18 protein-coding genes are annotated in these 18662 nt (G+C 37.3%); 9 read left to right on the top strand and 9 right to left on the bottom strand.

The genetic code is table 11. The annotated features are described in order from the left end of the window. Positions 1-146 precede the first annotated feature (146 nt). Positions 147-1298 carry an MFS transporter gene (locus IIC38_03940; GenBank protein ID MCH8125098.1) on the top strand — a complete coding sequence of 384 codons (1152 nt, stop codon included), beginning with the start codon at positions 147-149 and terminating at the stop codon, positions 1296-1298. A 17-nt stretch (positions 1299-1315) separates the two neighbouring features. Here IIC38_03940 and egtB read toward each other — a convergent pair whose 3' ends face one another. Both egtB and IIC38_03950 read right to left on the bottom strand, forming a co-directional pair. Beyond that, a complete protein-coding gene (gene egtB, locus IIC38_03945) occupies positions 1316-2629 on the bottom strand; it encodes an ergothioneine biosynthesis protein EgtB (protein MCH8125099.1) in 1314 nt (437 codons plus the stop codon). A 671-nt stretch (positions 2630-3300) separates the two neighbouring features. Further along, complete coding sequence (locus IIC38_03950) at positions 3301-4410, bottom strand: sigma-54-dependent Fis family transcriptional regulator (GenBank protein ID MCH8125100.1); 1110 nt, start codon at positions 4408-4410, stop codon at positions 3301-3303. A gap of 368 nt (positions 4411-4778) precedes the next feature. Here IIC38_03950 and IIC38_03955 point away from each other — a divergent pair, with 368 nt between their 5' ends. After that, positions 4779-5336, top strand: a complete 558-nt coding sequence (locus IIC38_03955) for a M48 family metallopeptidase (GenBank protein ID MCH8125101.1) — start codon at positions 4779-4781, stop codon at positions 5334-5336. A gap of 309 nt (positions 5337-5645) precedes the next feature. Here IIC38_03955 and IIC38_03960 read toward each other — a convergent pair whose 3' ends face one another. The 7 genes from IIC38_03960 to IIC38_03990 all read right to left on the bottom strand — a co-directional run bounded on the left by IIC38_03960 (position 5646) and on the right by IIC38_03990 (position 11909). Then, positions 5646-6044: an ABC transporter permease gene (locus tag IIC38_03960; protein MCH8125102.1), complete on the bottom strand. Its 399-nt coding sequence runs from the start codon at positions 6042-6044 to the stop codon at positions 5646-5648. Positions 6045-6289: 245 nt separating this feature from the next. Continuing rightward, complete coding sequence (locus IIC38_03965) at positions 6290-6604, bottom strand: outer membrane beta-barrel protein (protein ID MCH8125103.1); 315 nt, start codon at positions 6602-6604, stop codon at positions 6290-6292. Between the two features lie 134 nt (positions 6605-6738). Continuing rightward, positions 6739-7629 (bottom strand): alkaline phosphatase family protein, encoded by an 891-nt coding sequence (locus IIC38_03970; GenBank protein ID MCH8125104.1) that lies wholly within the window; start codon positions 7627-7629, stop codon positions 6739-6741. A gap of 3 nt (positions 7630-7632) precedes the next feature. Then, entirely contained in the window at positions 7633-8562 is a 930-nt protein-coding gene (gene era, locus IIC38_03975) for a GTPase Era (GenBank protein MCH8125105.1), read from the bottom strand. 32 nt (positions 8563-8594) lie between these two features. Further along, positions 8595-9794, bottom strand: coding sequence for a sensor histidine kinase (locus tag IIC38_03980; protein MCH8125106.1), 1200 nt, complete (start codon positions 9792-9794; stop codon positions 8595-8597). Next, entirely contained in the window at positions 9784-10434 is a 651-nt protein-coding gene (locus IIC38_03985; GenBank protein ID MCH8125107.1) for a dephospho-CoA kinase, read from the bottom strand. Before IIC38_03985 ends, IIC38_03980 begins: the two co-directional genes overlap by 11 nt. A gap of 251 nt (positions 10435-10685) precedes the next feature. Then, on the bottom strand, positions 10686-11909 hold the full coding sequence (locus IIC38_03990) for a DUF1343 domain-containing protein (GenBank protein MCH8125108.1): 1224 nt from the start codon (positions 11907-11909) through the stop codon (positions 10686-10688). Positions 11910-12180: 271 nt separating this feature from the next. Between IIC38_03990 and IIC38_03995 the strand changes: the two genes are divergently transcribed. From IIC38_03995 to IIC38_04025, 7 genes are all read left to right on the top strand, one after another. After that, positions 12181-13851, top strand: a complete 1671-nt coding sequence (locus tag IIC38_03995) for a Zn-dependent hydrolase (GenBank protein ID MCH8125109.1) — start codon at positions 12181-12183, stop codon at positions 13849-13851. A gap of 283 nt (positions 13852-14134) precedes the next feature. Then, a complete protein-coding gene (locus IIC38_04000) occupies positions 14135-14827 on the top strand; it encodes a hypothetical protein (protein MCH8125110.1) in 693 nt (230 codons plus the stop codon). Between the two features lie 173 nt (positions 14828-15000). After that, a complete protein-coding gene (locus IIC38_04005; GenBank protein MCH8125111.1) occupies positions 15001-15219 on the top strand; it encodes a DUF350 domain-containing protein in 219 nt (72 codons plus the stop codon). Continuing rightward, positions 15200-15829, top strand: coding sequence for a transglycosylase SLT domain-containing protein (locus tag IIC38_04010; GenBank protein MCH8125112.1), 630 nt, complete (start codon positions 15200-15202; stop codon positions 15827-15829). The genes IIC38_04005 and IIC38_04010 overlap by 20 nt, the downstream gene beginning before the upstream one ends. A 175-nt stretch (positions 15830-16004) precedes the next feature. Continuing rightward, positions 16005-16238, top strand: a complete 234-nt coding sequence (locus tag IIC38_04015; protein MCH8125113.1) for a T9SS type A sorting domain-containing protein — start codon at positions 16005-16007, stop codon at positions 16236-16238. Between the two features lie 220 nt (positions 16239-16458). Beyond that, positions 16459-17349 (top strand): hypothetical protein, encoded by an 891-nt coding sequence (locus IIC38_04020; protein ID MCH8125114.1) that lies wholly within the window; start codon positions 16459-16461, stop codon positions 17347-17349. 62 nt (positions 17350-17411) lie between these two features. Beyond that, positions 17412-17975 (top strand): hypothetical protein, encoded by a 564-nt coding sequence (locus tag IIC38_04025; protein MCH8125115.1) that lies wholly within the window; start codon positions 17412-17414, stop codon positions 17973-17975. The last annotated feature ends 687 nt before the right edge of the window (positions 17976-18662 follow it).

Below are 18662 nucleotides of genomic sequence, written 5' to 3' on the forward strand. Positions count from 1 at the left end.
TGTAGTAGTAAATGTTTCAAAACATAAATTTTAAAGTTATAAGGTGGTAAATATAAGAGCAAAATTAATTTTTGCAAGGAGTAATTTAAATTCGTAACGTACTTATTCTAAGTATTAGTCAAGCATTTGCAATGGCTGGCGGCCCCATGATTACGTTATTGGGTGGTGTTGTAGGTGCCAAACTGTCACGTGATCCCATGTTGTCTACTCTGCCTGTTTCCATTATGATTGTTGGTATTGCAATATTCACAATTCCTGCAGCTCATGTGATGAAGTTTATAGGTCGTCGGCGTGGATTCATTGCATCTGCACTGACTTCAGCAGTTGCTTCTTTATTTGCTGCTTACGCCATTTGGACAGAGAGTTTTATCATATTCTGTTTTACCATGTTATTCATAGGAGCAAATCTCGCATTTGTCCAACAATACCGTTTTGCTGCTGCTGAGAGTGTAAAGCCGAATCAATCAAGTAAAGCAATTTCGTTTGTCTTAATTGGCTCAATAGGAGCAGCCTACTTAGGGCCTGAAATTGCTAGTCGCGCGAAAGATTTGTTGGACTTTGGTGTCTATAGCGGATCCTTTTTGGGACTTGCAATAATGTCACTTTTAGCGGCTATTTTATTATATTTTTATGACGATGTTGAAGTTCAAGATGAAGGGATATTGGCTAAAGAACGCCCTTTGCAAGAGATAATAAAACAACCACTCTTCATCTTAGCTGTATTAGCTGGCGTCGTTGCCTATGGTATGATGAGTTTTATCATGACAGCAACTCCGGTCAGTATGCATGTATTTGAAGGATATTCATTAGAAGATACTGCCCGGACTATTCAAATCCATGTGATAGCGATGTATCTTCCATCCCTTTTTACGGGTACAATCATATCACGATTAGGTGTTTTAAAAGTAATGACTGCAGGCAGTGTATTTTTGAGTGCCAGTATTTCTATCGCTTTATTGGGCCACCAATTACAATATTATTGGGGTGCATTATTTTTATTAGGGATTGGTTGGAATTTCTTATTCGTAAGTGGGACAACTCTATTAACTCGAACTTACCATTCAACAGAACGATTTAATGCCCAGGCAATTAATGATTTTTCAATTTTTGCTATTTCTGCATTAGCATCTTTGCTGGCAGGAGTGATCATACATCATGTCGGTTGGAATTTTATTAATTTACTTTGCATACCCCTGTTAGTTCTTATGTTCTTGTTCATATTTGCAGTTCGTAAAATCTTGTACAAAACAAAATCACCAATATCCGGATATGAGGCTACAAGGAATCCATTATTTTAGGATAGTATTGTGAATCACTATTTTGCGCATGTACGAAATCCAGCAAACACATCATTTCGGTGAGGTAAATAAAAATTGCGATAAGTATTCCGGATAAGACTTGAGCTGGTCGCCCAACATCCGCCACGCAATACTTTGTTGTAACCAAACCAAGGGGCAGAATACTCCTTATAAGGCTGATCCACAATATATCCTGGGAAAGGGTAGAATGGGGAGGATGTCCATTCCCAAACGTTTCCGATCATCTGCCGACAGCCGAATGCGCTATCGCTATCAGGGAATGCTGCAACATCAACACACCCACCAAACCGATGATCAAGATTTGCATGCTCCCGATTAAGCGGATTATCACCCCATGGATAAAACCGTTTGTTTTCTGTTATTCTGCCATCATTTGAGACTTCTCCCGATGCAGCTAATTCCCATTCAGCTTCCGTTGGCAAACGCCTTCCTGCCCAATTACAATAAGCCTCAGCCTCATACCAATTGACATGGATAACAGGGCAATGATCTTCCAAAAGAATGAAGGGTTCAAAATTTTTACGATACCAAAGTTTCCCATCCTGCATATAGTACAGCGGATGTTTAGGTTTGAATTTCTTGAGCCAGATTTTGCCGCCATAGCTCCAATATTGAAGATTTTCGTACCCTCCTGCTTCTACAAACTCACAAAACTCACTGTTTGTTACTGCGGCTTTAGCAATTTTGAAGGGTTCAATATCAATGGGGTGAGCCCACATTTCATTATCAAAGACGAATGGCTGATCTTTTGTCGCACCCAAATGATAAATTCCACCAGGAATTTCCACATCGCCTGGATGTGAACCTGCCTGGATAATATCCGGATCAATATTTTCCAAGTTAAATTTTGGAGCGGGATAATCCAATGTCTGTCGAGAATAAGTAAAGGATTCGGCGTGCATGTCTTCATGAAAAGCACAGAGTAAATAAAGATAAGTTTCCCAAGCGCCTGGTTCGTGATTGTCCAATCGAGTTATCATACAGTTTAATACCGTCTCCATATAATCAAAAACAGCAGCGCGATCGAGTAATGGTAAATGCCAGCGATCATCGTGGGCGACCAGGAATGAGTCATATAATTCATCACGACCTTCAATCATGGGTTCAGAGTGATCAAGCAGTCTTAATAAAAACACTTCATGAAAAAAGGCAACATGACCAATCTCCCACAAAAGAGGATTTACGGTTTCGACTTGCTGGTTCATCAACTGATTATCGCTTAAATCTTCAATTAATTTCAATGATTGTGTACGAGCATTTTTTATGTATTTTATCAATTCTGAAGACTGTAATGTAAAATGTTTTTCCATAGTTAATAATTCCAATTTAAAGTAATGGCAAATTAACGCTTTAAAAGTGTATCAATTTGAAACACTGCCTCAATGAAGTTCAAATAATTTTTAAGCAGAACGAAAAAGTAATTTTAACACAATGATTAAAATTCCAATAAATATGATAATCAACTATTTAATTATTATATAATTAAACTTATTTTATATTTATCAGAAAATTCAAATTTTTTTGACAAAATGAATAAAAATTCTTGGAATAATAATTGCATAGTAATGATCTGTGGTCTAGTGCACTATTCATCCTGGGACACCTTAATGAAAATTATAAAGTTGTAAAAAATTGAATTTATACTACTCTTCTGTAAACAGCTATAGAAAGATAATTTATTTTCAAGGTGTGGAGCTTTCCGCTACTACTCAACAAGGGATATTATAAAGTTAAAAAGAAAGGGACAAGCTGGAAAGTATGTAAATCACACGGACGTGCATTACAATCCATCCCAGTGCTTGTCCCTTTTAATTTTCATTATTGTAGATATTATCGAAAGAATACAGAAATACTTTATTTTTTTTAGTTCGGATATGGCTTTTTTGAATTTCTATCTAGGATAAATTCAGGTTCATCCTTTATTTTTTAAGGTGAACCAATACCATTCCAGCTGAAAATAGATGATATCGTATTTGGTATTTTAACCAGGCATGACTTTAAATGAATACGGATTGATGTTATATTTTTTTATTTTTGAATGAAGATTGGTGACATGTAATCCTGCATATTTTGCAGCTTGTGTAATATTCCCCATGGAAATTTTCAAACAGTCGATGATATATTCTTTTTCAAAACTTTCAACTGCATTCTGTTTGGCTTGTTTAAATGTGGACACACCTTTTGGGGTTTCTCTATTTGTTTCAATATGCATGCTTTTAGGCAATTGGTTTATTTGAATTAGATCATTTTCCGCAACGATTACTGCATGATGTATTGCGTGTTCAAGTTCTCTAATGTTACCTGGAAAATCATAAGTTTGAAAAACTGTTAATACACCCTTTGAAAATTTTAACATTTTCCTATCATATTGTTTACTGAAATGGTCTAAAAAATATTCAGCAAGTGTAGTTATATCACTTTTTCGCTCTCGAAGTGAGGGTAAATCTATTTCGATAACACTAAGTCTAAAAAAAGCTTCTTTTCGAAATGAACCATTAGCGACCATATCTTTCAAATTGCCCGATGAAGCTGCTATTACACGGGCATTGCTTTTTTGTATTTCTGTGCTACCGAGACGATGATATTCTTTCGATTGGAGAACACGTAGTAACTTAATCTGCAAACTGGAGGGCATTTCATTTACTTCATCCAAAAAAATGGTACCCTCATTTGCAATTTCAAACCAGCCTTTTTTATTTTGGACGGCTCCTGTAAATGCACCTCGCTGGTGGCCAAATAGTTCTGATTCCATTAAATTCTCAGGAATAGCCGCACAATTCACTGGCACAAAAGCTTGATCTTTTCGATCGCTATTTTCATGTAGGGCCCGTGCAACCAATTCTTTTCCTGTACCTGTTTCACCCTGTATCAGTACCGTAGCCTGGGTTTTCGCAATCTGGCAAATAAATTTAAGAATATTAACAATTTTTGGGTGATGGCCAATTATGGAATCGAGGTGATAATTATTGCGCAATTCAGATTCTAATGAATCTTTATTTTTTAATGATTTTCGCAGTGTTTTATCTAAATTCATTTGGCCGTTATTATAAATAACTTGCCCCAGGTTAGAATCAGTTTTAGACATATTCATCTCTGCTCCTTAAAAAGAAAAATTGATTTGTTTGGCTCTAAATTATTATTTATAGGTAAATACAAAACCAAGCAAACTAGTTGGAAAAGGGGTAATATGTTGAGGAGTTTTTTCTTAAACGTTCGTGCTTGCCAATACAATATTAGTTTGCACGCCATTTCAATACTAGTGGAATTCCATTTCCAATACATATTAATCCTTTAATTATGTATTACAGAATAGCATATAATTGTCACAAGTTGATACAATAAATTCATTAATATCGATTTGTAACAGCGTTTACGCATAACAGCGTCATAATAATTATATTTACTGCAATATTTGTTCCAAATTAAAACAAATTGCTAAATGATGATATGAGGTTATTGATGAAATCCACCATAATTTATATTGATGGTGTCGGTCTGGTATTGTTCGAGAGAAGCTTGCGAGCTAAATATCTCAATATTTCTATAAAGCCTATCCATGGAATCCGGGTTGGTATTCCAATTGGGATTTCCATAAAAAAAGCAGAAGAGTTTGTTTATGCAAAGATCCCGTGGATTCGAAAACATCTAAAGAAAATTGAGCTTCAAAGTAAAAAGCAAAAGCCTCATTCTGCAACTATAGACCGTGAAATTGCAAAGAAGACATTAGTTTCTCGATTGGTTCAATTGGCTGCAAAACATGGTTTTCAATACAAAAAAGTATTCATAAAAACCCAGAAAACAAGATGGGGGAGTTGCTCGTCAAAAAATAATATTAACCTCAACATGAAGCTGACTCTATTACCTGCGGAATTAATGGATTATGTAATTGTGCATGAATTAGTACATACCCGCATAAAAAATCACAGTAAGGAATTTTGGACAGAATTAGATAGATTTGTTAACAATGCCAGGGAATTGGATCGGAAACTTAAAAATTGGAGTATAGAATTGTTTTAAAGGAATATCCTAATAATGCGTACTTATTCTTGCCACAGACTAACACAGCGCAGCCTTGGGCCGCAACAAATTATTTAGCCACGGATTTTCACTGATTGACACGGATAAAATCCGTTTAGAATAAAAAAATAAAAATCATTACATTCAATTTGAAATTGGTGGAAATGTTTTAAGTTCAAATAGTGAAATTTAAAGCTCCATTTATTAAAACTTGTGCGCCTACTGGCGTATCCGTGTTTTATCCGCGCGAATCCGTGGCTAAATTATTGTTTTTATTTAAAAGCCGTATTGTTTGTTGATCTGTGTGTATTATCTTGGCCAAGCAAAACCTGTAGAATCGGTGTAAAATCCATTGTTTTCATAAAATCTTTTTTCTTCCCTGGACACCAAGGTCTGATTAAAAAACATGAATCGAACCGATCGTTCGATTTCCGGTAAATCCTGATGCGCAGCCGGTCCCCAATGGCCAGGTATTTTTGCGATACCTTCAATACCACGCCCATAAGTATTTCCTGGGCTTCTCATGGCTAATCGGAAAATTCGGTTTGCATTTTCATGATATTTATCATAGCTGAGTTCATTCTGAACATAAAGAAGGGTCAAAATACAGCAAGCCATTCCTACTGCTAAGCCAATAATATTTATCCAAGAATAGGCTCTATATTTCTTAAGATTTCTCAATGCAATGATTAAATAATTTTTAAGCATAATTACTCCTGGATTATTAGGGAATCAAATCAATAAAATTTTTCTAATGATTAATGTGAACTAATTAAGCTACAGTTGATTGCAACGATTTATAGTATAAAGTAGTAACTTTGGAGGACGTGATTTTTGAGGAAAGGTTACAGGAAAATTATTTTGAATAAATAAAGGCAGCACTAAGAATAAATTTGGATATTATCGTCTTCTAATGCAGCCTATATTTGAGCAAATGATAACTAACTAACTAATCAATTTCCACCCAGCGGAAATGTGATTCCTCCCACTGCACCAAAAAAATCCGGATCATCGGTAATATTTAGTTCTGCTCCCTTTTGTGAATACATAGGCTGAAAGACAAGTTTGAGCTTTGGGCCTAAGCTAAAATTAAGAACACCGCCTATCCCATAACCAGAGCGGGTGCCGGTGTCTACATTATCCTCTACATCGCTTACATCTACATCAGTGATGTTGAAACCACCAATAACACCAACGTTTATTTGGGCAAACGTTAGATTTGCAAAAATAAATCCGGAGCAGATTAATATAAGTGGTATTTTTTTCATAAAATGCCTCCTAATTTGTTGTAAGTAGTGAAAATTTAAGATTTGTACTATGACAATATTCTTTGCAATTTTTGATAAGTTTCGATTTCAATATTTATTTAGAATCATCAATATGCTATTTGTTGCATTATTTTTTAATTGGAGTCCATAAGAAAAACGATTGCAGGTGTTAAATCTGTAATTGATTTTAACTTCCCGGCAATTTGATTTTTATTTGCTCCCCAGGTTATTGTCATTGCGGGGTTGCGAGTATGTGATTTCGTCGACAGGTCCTCAATATTACCATGGTCACTTGTGAGGATGACAATCGTTTCGGTCAGATCGATTCGATTAAGAAAATCGAAAACAAAACGGCCTAATTTTTGAATTTCTGCAATTGCAAGCGGCATATCCTGATTATGACCGGCTTTGTCTGATTTAAAATATTCATACAAGATAAAATCATATCGATTCGTTGCCTCGGCAACAATTTCAGCAGCTTCTTCAGGTGTATAAACCGGCATTTCAAATCCTTTTTCGATCAAATCATAATTTGTGAAATCCTGGTAAATTGCCCGTTTTTGAATAATGTCTTCTAGTGTAAAAAAGGGTAAATTTGCGGCATGATTAGCGATTGTCGTTGCGGATAATCGTAAAATTTCATTCTCTTCCAATTCAAAAAAAAGAGGGCGAAATGCATTTAAAAATGCAGGTTTTTTCCTTTTCTTTTTTAGTTTTAATAAAAGAGATTGTTTGAGCAATGCTTCCCGGAGGGTTTTATTCGGAAAGCCGCTGAGATGCCGGCCAAGTAATTGAGCAGAATTGATACCGGTTAATAATGCTGTTTGCCCGGTTGCGCTTTGGGGCAATCCGCTAATACCCATTGTTGCATCCAACTCTAACGAAATTCCATCAAAGGGTAGAAAGTTTGGACGACTATTTTGGAATATTTGGAAAATTCCGGTTTCATCGAAGCAGCAAGGATTGGTTTCTTTATCCTGTCTCCCGATTCCCAGACCATCTACAAATAAGAAAACAACTTTCATATATTACTTTCTGGGAAGTTTTGAACCATAACCAAATTCACGAATAGCATTTGCGTCTCTTCGCCACCTTAGTTTTACTTTAACCCACAACTTTAAAAATACCGGACGCTGTAAAAAAGATTCAATATCTTTACGTGCGGATTCACCAATTTTCTTTAACGCCACACCATTTTTGCCGATCAGAATTCCTTTTTGGCTGGTTCTTTCAACAAAAATGATTGCGCTAATGACGTCTTTTTTCCCTTCTTGTTCGTGAAATTCATCAATCACTACAGTGGTTGAATAAGGAATTTCTTCTCCATAAAATTCAAAAATTTTCTCACGAATCACTTCAGAAACGATAAAACGTTCCGGGTGTTCAGTTAACATTTCGGGTGGATAGTAGGGTGGACTTTCCGGCAACCGTGCCACAATTTCTGCGACAACGATTTCCAGGCCATCTTTATTTAAAGCAGAAATGGGAATTATTACCGAACTTTCGAAAGTTTCTGAGATTTGCTGGATCAAAGGCAATAGGCGGCCTTTTTTTACTAAATCAATTTTATTGATCAAAATCAAAATTGGTTTTTTTATGGATTTAAATCCATCCAGGATTAATTCATCTTCCATTCTCAACTTATCCGAAGCCTCAATCATAAATAAAACCAGATCGGAATCCTCCATTGCCGTTTTTACGGAACCCATCATAAATTCCTGAAGCAAGTATTGTGGTTTAATCATTCCAGGTGTATCCAGGAACAATATTTGGAAATTATCACTGGAGTGTATTCCCAATATCCGATGTCTTGTCGTCTGGGATTTTGGCGATGTTATTGAAAGTTTAATCCCCAATACCTGGTTTAAGAATGTTGACTTACCAACATTCGGACGACCGAGAATACTTACATAGCCTGCTTTATGTTTTGTTTGGTCATTGATTTGATTATTATTCATTTGGATTTTTGTTTTCCCTTTGGTCTATGATCCTACAAATAAACTCTCATTGTAGTACCTGTTTCCGGCCCGGTTTCTTTAAGCAATATCCTACCATTATGATATTCTTCCACAATACGTTTTGCTAGGTTTAAACCTAAACCCCAACCCCGTTTTTTGGTGCTGAACCCTGGTCTGAAAATATCATCTTTATTTTTATTTGCGATTCCTCGTCCATTGTCAATTATATCTACATAAATATTGTAACCCTTTTTATCAGACATGCCTGAAATAATCCGGATTAAACCCTGGTCATGGTTGATGGAATCAACTGCATTTTTGACAAGATTTTCGAATACCCATTCCATCAAATCGACGTTTATAGGTATGGTTGGAATGTCTTGCAACTCGTCCTCAATTCTGATCTTCTTATTCATTTGTGGAATTCGTCTACACATATACGTCGACACAGTGGTCAATATTTTATTTACGTCATGGGGCTTTAAATCTGATTGTGAGCCGATTTGAGAGAACCGCTCCGCTACTTTCCTGAGACGGTCAGCATCCAGTTCCATTTCTTCAATAACTTTTATCGTTTTTGGGCGATTGTAAGATCTTTCACGAATTATTTCGATCCATCCCATTAAAGAGGAAAGCGGCGTCCCGAGCTGATGGGCGGTTTCCTTTGCCATACCTACCCATAGAAATCGTTCTTCGCTCTTTTTAATGGTGCTAAATCCAATAAAACCCACCAAAATAAATAGGGTTACCAAACCAATCTGAATATAAGGCAGCCAGCGCAAACGGTTAATTGTGGTTGAATCTCCATAGTAGAGGTAACCCAGAATCTGATTGCCATGGGTTGCATCTACATACTCAATTGGAATAGGATTGGCAACTGTACTCATTCTTTCCTTGATGCGATTAACATATTCAAGATTTTCAGGTGTCTTTTGCGAATCAATATCTCCTATTCCTTTCCAGGCTAGTGGGTTTTTTTGTTGATCAGTATGTATAATTGGGAAATAGGTGCGTTTTATGATTTCTTCAAAAATGAAACTGACATCTGAATTTGTTTCTGCAGCTGCACTGGCGTAAAAGCCAGCATAATATTGTAAGATATTACGGGATTCGTCGCGAAGGTCATCGACCATCTTATCCGTGTAATACAATAATCCCACGATGATTATGAGGGCAATCCCTAATAGGATACCCTTAAATTTTCCCTTAGTCTCATAAAATTCAGTCTGCATTTGACTCCCATTTCCTCATAATGTTTGTGAAAACGGATTGAACGTGTTTATTCAAACTTTTAACCTGGTTATTGTTATCTATATTAAAATCCGCTCTTTTTATTTTTTTTTCAAGTGGAATTTGGCGAGAAAGCCTATCTTGAATTTCTTCCCGGCTTAAGCCATTGCGTTGTTGTACGCGTTGAATACACGCCTCTATATCTGACGAAACAACCACTATGAAATCGAGATGGGTATATAGATCGGTCTCATAGATTAAAGGAGAGTCAATGATGATCAGCGCAACTTCCGCCAATTCTTGCTGAACTTCGACGAAGTTCCACATTTGTTTTCTTACATGAGGATGAACTATGCTGTTTAATTGTCGAAGTTTGCTTTCGCTGCTAAAAACGATATTGGCAAGTTTTTTCCGATCCAGGATTCCATTGGAATCAAAAATCTGGTTGCCGAAAGTTTCTCCAATTCTCGAAATTATTTCCACATCTTCAGTTGATTTACGGGCTGCAACATCTGCATCAAAAATTGCTGCGCCTAACTTTCCGAATAACCGACTGACCGTAGTTTTTCCGCTGCCAATGATTCCCGTAACACCGACCAGAGGTTTGCTTCTCTTCACCGAGCTACTGTAAATTTTCCCCAATCTGACTCCTTTTCATTATAATTGCAAAATAAATAGATACCGGATGGAAATGGATTCCCTTGCCGGTAACGAATTTCCCATTTAAATAGAATCCGTTAAAATCAATGATAATCCGTAAATAAAAATTGTGGTTATTTAAGCCCATCGAATTGATAAGTGAATCCTCTTTTAAACAGGTTTTTAACAACTAAAAATATTGGATTTAAACAAGTGATTCCACAGCAAAAAAGCGTATAAGCTGCGTGAGGATTTCAATCATAAATCAAATACTTCTGGCGAACCTTCATAAATTCCTCCAGCTCTTCCTGCCAGGAAGCCAAAATCTCGTCAGCGGATTTACCCGCAATTAACGCTTTTCGAACCTGGTCAGTACCATAGGCACGATCGAAACTTGCTGTTCGGTTGGATTCATCGAAATAATCATGCTCAGGAAATAAATCCCGGATTGCAGCAAGCAGCCGGATTTCCGTATCTATCGGTTTAAATTTTTTATAATCCCGGATATGCAATTGCACACCGCCGCAGCGCTCCTGAACAAAACGAAGGTAATATGGCCGGAAAAACAACGGCCGGAAATACACACCCGGAAGGTCCAATTCATTCATAACATTTGCCAGGTTTTCACCATCGATCCAGGGTGCGCCACACAATTCAAAAGGCTGGGGTGTTCCAACCCCGGGAGACAAGGTTTCTAATTCACCGAATCCGCCTGTGGCGGCAATATAAAAGCAGGTTTCGGGGTGGGGAACATGCGGTGAAGTTGGGATCCAGGTTAAACCGGTTTCCTGAAAAATCATATTTCGTCGCCAGTTTTTCATGGGAACAATTGTTAGCTCACAGTTAATCTCAAACTCTTCATTGAATAGTTTGGCCAATTCTCCAACTGTCATGCCGTGGATATATGGGATCGGGTAAAGTCCGATTCCTGATTTGAATTCGGGTTTCAAAACGGCACCTTCGACTAGAGTCCCCCCTAACGGATTCGGACGGTCTAACACAACGAAGGGAATATTTTGTTCTTTGGCAGCCTCCATTGCCCGGGACATCGTGTAAATATAAGTATAGGGTCTAATGCCGATATCCTGGATGTTGAAAAGAAGGATATCGACGTTTACAAGCATTTCGGGAGTTGGCTTGAAGGTTTTTCCATACAAGCTGTAAACCGGCACTCCTGTTTTTGGATCTTTATCGTCTGCAATTTTATGACCAGCCATGACATCTCCACGCACGCCATGTTCCGGTCCAAACAGGGCGGTTAACTCAAACCTGCCATCCGCATACAACAAATCGATGTCGGATTGCAAAGAACTGCTGACGCCTGATGGGTTGGTAATCAATCCAATTCTTTTTCCTTCTATCAGGGGTGAGAATTCTTCCACCAATCGGTCGATTCCGAGAATGACAGGTTTGTTTTCCGTAGTTCCGCAAGCAGCAAAGAATAGTAGCGTTAGAATTGCTGTGAGCCATTTGTCCATTATTTTCTTCCTTGTTATTCTATTAACTCCATGTAACTTCGATATTCAATCATTGTTTTTTGTTGTTAAAACAAGAAATTCAATTCTTGTTAATTTTAATAATAATAGTAAACTACAATTAAATAATTTGTAGGACAGAAATCCCTATTTTTTATTGTCACTTTATGGACCTGTTTTCTACATTTCTTTATGATCAACCCTATTAAAGTTTAATTTTGCAATGTATTAAATTGAATGATTATTAAAAAACTACCTAAGAAATGGAGGAAGTATGAGCAAGCATTTAGGATTACTTTTCACTCTCCTGATATTTGGATTTGCATGCAGTCAGTATGAAGGTCCAAATATGAAAAGGTTCGATGACCCTGAATTTATCCAATCGAAATTAAAAAAATATGCACCTGTAGAATTGAGGGTTGCAAAATATGAACTGAATGAAAATCAACTCAATATTCTAAAACACTTAGTGAAGGCCGCCCAGGCCATCGATGATATATTTTGGCAGCAGAGTTATAGCCAGTCCTTGTCAATGAGACAAGAGTTAATCAATTCGACCAAAGCAGTCGACAAAGATTATCTGCACTTTTTGAAAATCAATTATGGCCCATTCGACCGGCAGGATAATGAAAATCCATTTATCGGAATTGCAGAGAAGCCGCCTGGCGCCGGATTCTACCCTGAAGATATGACTAAACAGGAATTCGAACAATTTGTACAGGATCATCCTGATCTGAAAGATCAATTCTATTTATTAAATACTATAATCAAAAGAGAAAATGCATCTCTGGTTGCTGTACCCTACGAACAGGAATATCGTGCCAATTTGGAAGTGGCTTCTAATCATCTTCAACTGGCAGCTGAAATGACATCCGACAGTTTGTTTAAAAAATATCTAAACTTACGTGCCGACGCTTTATTGTCAGGTGAGTTTTTTAACAGCGATATGGTCTGGATGGAATTGGTGGAGAACGAACTGGATATTGTGATTGGCCCTATAGAGACTTATGAAGATCAACTACTTGGCTTGAAAGCGTCTTATGAAGGGATCGTGTTGATTCGAGATATGAAAGAAACTGAACGAATGGACAAATATGTAAAATCGATGAATCAACTTGAATACCGGTTGCCCGTACCCAGGATGTTTAAAAAAGCAAGTGTGGCACAGCAAGCTCCTATTGGAGTATTCAATACAATCTTTACTTCAGGCGATGCGAACCTGGCGGTGAAAAGTATAGCATTCTCACTGCCTAATGATGAACGAGTGAGAGAGTTAAAAGGTGCGCGCACAGTTCAGGAAAAAAATATAATCCTGGCTAAATACGAGAAAATACTCGTACCAATAGCCGCTCGTGTTTTGGCCGATGAAATTCTGCCATTCGTTGACGGTGATGCATTTTTCACCAACACCCTTCTTCATGAATTGGCCCATCCGTTGGGTTTGAATTATGTCAGAGGGAAAAATGGGGTAACCGTACGTGAAGCGCTAAAAGAAACCTACTCGCCCATCGAAGAGGCAAAGGCAGATATCGTAGGACTGTTCAATGTGGGTTATTTTGTTCTAATTGGCGTACTCCCTTCTGATTTTGAGCAGAAGGCTTATGTAACATTTATCGCATCTATCTTTCGCTCAGTTCGATTCGGGGCCACTGAAGCCCATGCAAAAGCAAACATGATTGCGTTTAACTACCTGGTGAATGAAAAAGCCATCTTATTTGATCCCGCAACTAAACGCTACAATATTAATTTCAAACGAATGCGAAACGCTGTGAAAAAGCTAGCGGCCGACCTGCTGATGATCGAAGGTGATGGCAATTATGAAAAAGCAAGCCAATGGTTGGCTGATTTGGCGACCATCCCTGCCGAAACCCAGGCCATCATAGATGGGCTTTCTGATATTCCGGTTGATTTGGAATTTATATTTGATGCGAGTTTGTTTGAGTGAAACACAAAGTTTTTTTCCGAAATAATATTAATTCATTAATTCTGTGTTATAGTGGTCAAATGGAATAATTTATTTAAATTTCGATAAGATTCACTAACCAACTGAATATTTAATTTTACGATTCCTTTCTTAAAGTATTATCCTAGCCAAAGTAATTCTATCCATCTGCGTTTAAGGTTTAAAACATTTTTAATTCTCATTATCAAGTTCGAATTTTATTTACCGATATAAAGAATCAGAAGGAACAGCTTAAACTTTAATCCATTAAAAGGAGGTTTTCACCATGTCAATTCGTAAGTTATTCGCTTTATCTATGGTCGGTTTGATGTTTGGGGTCGGGTGTTTTAATCAAAGTAATCCGGTGGGAGAAGATACAGTCATTCCGTCAATTCCGAATATCGTTTTCAATGGACCAATATCCAATAATATACCCGCCAATCTCCAACAATTTATTGGCCTTTTTAATGGAAACGCATCAATAGGGTTGAATTACCTTAATTTGGCAATTTTTACAAGTCCCAGTGTCGACGAGAATAGCTTTTCATGGGAAGTCACTTGGGATCAAGTTACGGCGAATATACTCGCAGAGAAGAACTCCGATGGCTCGGTAGATTGGCAGGTTACCGTGAATGGCAGCGATAATAATGTAACCTATACAAATTGGGTTGCTTTGAAAGGTGTCGCTCAATTAGATGGCAATACCGGTGTGTGGAGTATTTATTCGGAAAATTCAACGACAAAATCTGCAGAGTTCACCTGGGTTGTTGACGGCAACAATAATAAGAATGGCACTCTAGAATTGTTTGCTACAAATCAAATCTACGAATTGCTCAATAATTCCGACAAATCAGGATCGCTGGTATTAAAAGAAAACAACGTAAAAGTGTATGAAGCGCAGTGGAATACCGATGGGACCGGAACATGGACATCCTGGGATGCCCAAGGTAACCAAACCGATACGGGCAACTGGAACTAGTATTTATAAGCCTTCTTTTTAATTGACAATTATGGGAAAAATTACTTATTTGTAAAAGGTCAAAATTTATTTTTGAGGTTTTTTGCAATTATCAAAATTTAAGTGCGGTTGGTTTTAAGTAGCTAACTGCACTTTTTTATTTCCAAACTAAGGCAATCAAAAAGGAGAATCCCATGTTCCAAGACCTTCTGCAAACTTACCTGATCAATTTTACATATGTCATTCTAAAAGCTCTTTTCTTTGCAATTGCATGTTTCCTTGCCTGGCGTTTATTCGATTGGCTTGAACCGTTGGATATTCGCGTAGAAATTGCTGAGAAACACAATATCGGTCTGGCTATTATGATAGCTGCTCTTTTCCTGGGTTTGGCTTATGTTATCGGCCAGATATAGTTATTTGTTTTTTTTGACTTTTTTTATTTCATGCTCAGGTTTTGAAAATAGCCAGGATCTTTCTGAATTTGTCGAGGAGACAACAGATTCAGATTCATTACAGACCGGAACAGGAGAATCTCAAATATACTCTCAACTTTTATTATCACGAAGACGGATTTCTCCTTATGATCACATTATAAAAAAATACAGCCGGAGATATGGCTTTGATTGGCGGTTGATTGCCGCGCAAATATTTGTCGAAAGCCGGTTTGAAGTCCAGGCACGTAGTGGAAAGGGCGCCATCGGATTGATGCAGTTGATGCCGGGCACTGCAAAATATTTAGGGGCGGATGTGCTAAAGTTGTTATTGCCGGAACAGAATATTGCACTGGGATGTTTTTATGATAGAAAATTATTTCAACTCTGGAGAGATAAGGAAGGTACTAATCGTCTTGCATTTACACTTGCAAGTTATAATGCGGGCAGGTTTCGGATTTTACGGGCAGAAAACAAAGCCGGAAAATCCGGTTATTGGAGCAAAGTAAAGAATTATGTACCATTAGAAACGAGAAATTATGTAGGCCGCATATTCGGCAAATATGTTGAATATAAGAAAAAGTACTTTTAAGTATAAATCCTAAAATACGAATATCGAAACTTATCCTTGGCAGAGCCTGCCCCTGACCGCAGGCTCGGGGGTTCAGGAATCCGAAACAATGTCGAAACTCCAAATTTATCCCTTAGGATAGAAATTATCTATCAGGGTGAGACTATTTCAAAATATTTATTAAGTCTGCAAACTATTGATAAAGAACCCGGCTACAGAAATTCGATATCAACTTCCGATTAATACCCATGTAAAAATTGAAATTCTTAATCTGTTAGGTCAGAAAATAATTACTCTCATTGATGAACTTCAGTCTGCTGGAAATTGCACGATTAAATGGGTCGGTAAATATGAAAATGGCGATATTGCAAGTTCAGGAATCTATTTGTACCGATTAAAAACCACTGATTTTGAACAAGTGAAAAAGTAAATGTTTCTGAAATGATTTTTTATGGTAATATTATGAACATATTTATTAAAATTTATAGTTTGAATAAATCAATAATTCCAGGTGCTCTATTCATGTTGGGTACCTTATTCAAATGTATGGAAATAGATCCCGTCGTGTGACGGGATGACATAGTTGGAAGTTTTAAGCATGAATGCATTATTCATGAATTATTCAGGCTAATCAAAAAGAAGAGGATATTATGAAAAGGATTTTTCGTATTTTTATAAGTTTAGCTTTTTTGCTTGGATTAAGTTTATCCCCTCAGCTTGTTGTAGCTCAAACCAGCCTAGAAGATGCAATTCGGCAGTTTGATAGTGACAATACAAAAGGCTACTTACAACCTTTTATCGATTCGTTTGGCAACAACCTTAATTCAGGGATTTATCGCGGCACAAAGATCCAGACTTTTGGATTAAATATTCAGATCGGTTTGGTGGGGATGATCACACAAATTCCTGATGAAGATCGCACTTTTTTAGGGACACCTCCTGCACCATACCCCCAAAACCAGGTTACAACTGCTACTATATTTGGTGAGAGTGGTGCGGTAGTCTCCGGCGCTGGTGGCTTAGAGTTTAATTTTCAGGATGGACAAATCCAGGGAGATGCAATTCCTTTTGCAGTGCCGCAATTGGAAGTTGGCTCAATACTTGGGACGAATGTTATCCTTCGTTATTTTTCAGCAGAGTTGGAAGATCTGCCAAAAATTGAACTTCAAGGTTATGGTCTGCGGCACAGTATAAGTCAATACATCCCATTATTCCCATTAGATATATCCGTTGGTTATTTCCGCCAGACTTTTGATTTTGGCGATTTGATCTCCGCCGAAACAACCAGTATAGGAATTCAAGTCAGCAAATCATTCCCAGTTTTGACTTTATATGGTGGTGTCGCTTCAGAATCAGCGGAAATGGATGTAGAATATGTTTTTGAAGAAACCAATGAGAAGATCGCACTGAAATTGGAAAGCGATTCCGGTATCCGTTTTACAGCAGGTGCACGGCTTGCCCTGGGTATTCTCATTTTGAATGGCGACTTTAATATCGGGAACCAGAATGCTTTTAGCGCTGGTGTGGGTATTGGTTTTTAATTATTAGACCCAACTTATTGAATTTATAAACGTTTGAAGAAGATTATTTGAAGAAGGAAAATATGATGAAAAAAAGAACTTTCTTATTACCAACCATTTTATTAAGCCTGGCTTTATTGAGCTATGGCTGTAAAATTGTAAGCTTTTCTGCTCAAAATCTATTTATAACTGTAACCATTGAAGAAACTTTTAACCTTAATTCAAACGATAATGCCTATATGGATATGGCAACCGTGGACTTGTCACAATCGTTTAACGACGTTGATCTCACAAACGTAAAAAATGTTAGTATTACGAATGTTGAAGTTACAATTATTAACAACAATACCGGCGCGGCTACAACATCTTCTGGCAGCGTTTTGTTTAACAGTCTCACGGCACCATTTGCACAAAACGCTCTCCTTGCAAGCTTCATGAATGTCAATTTGAATGCCGCATTAAATGATCCACTAACCTTTACAAATCAATTAGCCATTAACCAAAACGGCATCAGCAGCCTGGAAACTCATGCAGGTTCGTCTCCTCCGCCCACGCTCAAATTCTTTTTGACAGGTACTGTAAATAATCCACCAGTTGATTTTGAAATTATATTAAAGGTTACTCTACAATTAGAATTGCAGTCGTAAAAGCAGTTCTTTCCAGATATTGCTAAGGGTTTAGCTGTGATGAACGCTTATCGATAGGTGTTTACTTAATTGGTTAAATTTTATAATTATGCAAATAGACTTCATGTTTAAACTGTTATGTCACTCATTGTAAAAACCTGCCAGGTTTAGATTTACCCGAGATACATTAACCTGGATAATTCATGAATCATGTTTTGAAGCTTAAAACATCCAATGTCATCCCATCGTGCGGGATGCTGCAGAGTGTCGTTCCCGAATGTTTTAAGGTTATCCGAGAACTCTAAAACTGTCACCCCCGAACGCTTTAATCGGGGGTCTATTTGCATTAGATAAGCACAAAATGGACTTCTGATTAAAGCTTGCAGGGGTGACAAAACCGGTTCTCGGAACGTTTGATTTGTTTATCGAGGATCTATGGGCTTGGGTAACAAGATTCCCGATAAACTTGTGCCCGTACGTTTTTAACGGGTAAACGTTCGGGAATGACAATTTTATAAACCAGTTATAATGTTTATGAATAAATCACATTAATTAGCTTGTGATTTACATTCGTTTGCCTGGGGGTGGGATATTTTCGCAGTATTATCTACAAAAATGCATAGTGTCACTGTATCTATAGTTAGTGTTCTACATTTTTTTCTGTAAATTCAAAATGGGTAAGTTTTTGGAAAGTCCTGTAGCTATGGT

It is taken from the genome of candidate division KSB1 bacterium (assembly GCA_022566355.1).
Lineage (GTDB): Bacteria > Zhuqueibacterota > JdFR-76 > JdFR-76 > DREG01 > JADFJB01.

Coding starts and splice junctions, on each gene's coding strand:
- IIC38_03940 (MCH8125098.1), top strand. CDS start 147: ATGATTACGTTATTGGGTGGTGTTGTAGGTGCCAAACTGTCACGTGAT.
- egtB (MCH8125099.1), bottom strand. CDS start 2,629: ATGGAAAAACATTTTACATTACAGTCTTCAGAATTGATAAAATACATA.
- IIC38_03950 (MCH8125100.1), bottom strand. CDS start 4,410: ATGAATATGTCTAAAACTGATTCTAACCTGGGGCAAGTTATTTATAAT.
- IIC38_03955 (MCH8125101.1), top strand. CDS start 4,779: ATGAAATCCACCATAATTTATATTGATGGTGTCGGTCTGGTATTGTTC.
- IIC38_03960 (MCH8125102.1), bottom strand. CDS start 6,044: ATGCTTAAAAATTATTTAATCATTGCATTGAGAAATCTTAAGAAATAT.
- IIC38_03965 (MCH8125103.1), bottom strand. CDS start 6,604: ATGAAAAAAATACCACTTATATTAATCTGCTCCGGATTTATTTTTGCA.
- IIC38_03970 (MCH8125104.1), bottom strand. CDS start 7,629: ATGAAAGTTGTTTTCTTATTTGTAGATGGTCTGGGAATCGGGAGACAG.
- era (MCH8125105.1), bottom strand. CDS start 8,562: ATGAATAATAATCAAATCAATGACCAAACAAAACATAAAGCAGGCTAT.
- IIC38_03980 (MCH8125106.1), bottom strand. CDS start 9,794: ATGCAGACTGAATTTTATGAGACTAAGGGAAAATTTAAGGGTATCCTA.
- IIC38_03990 (MCH8125108.1), bottom strand. CDS start 11,909: ATGGACAAATGGCTCACAGCAATTCTAACGCTACTATTCTTTGCTGCT.
- IIC38_03995 (MCH8125109.1), top strand. CDS start 12,181: ATGAGCAAGCATTTAGGATTACTTTTCACTCTCCTGATATTTGGATTT.
- IIC38_04000 (MCH8125110.1), top strand. CDS start 14,135: ATGTCAATTCGTAAGTTATTCGCTTTATCTATGGTCGGTTTGATGTTT.
- IIC38_04005 (MCH8125111.1), top strand. CDS start 15,001: ATGTTCCAAGACCTTCTGCAAACTTACCTGATCAATTTTACATATGTC.
- IIC38_04010 (MCH8125112.1), top strand. CDS start 15,200: ATGTTATCGGCCAGATATAGTTATTTGTTTTTTTTGACTTTTTTTATT.
- IIC38_04020 (MCH8125114.1), top strand. CDS start 16,459: ATGAAAAGGATTTTTCGTATTTTTATAAGTTTAGCTTTTTTGCTTGGA.
- IIC38_04025 (MCH8125115.1), top strand. CDS start 17,412: ATGATGAAAAAAAGAACTTTCTTATTACCAACCATTTTATTAAGCCTG.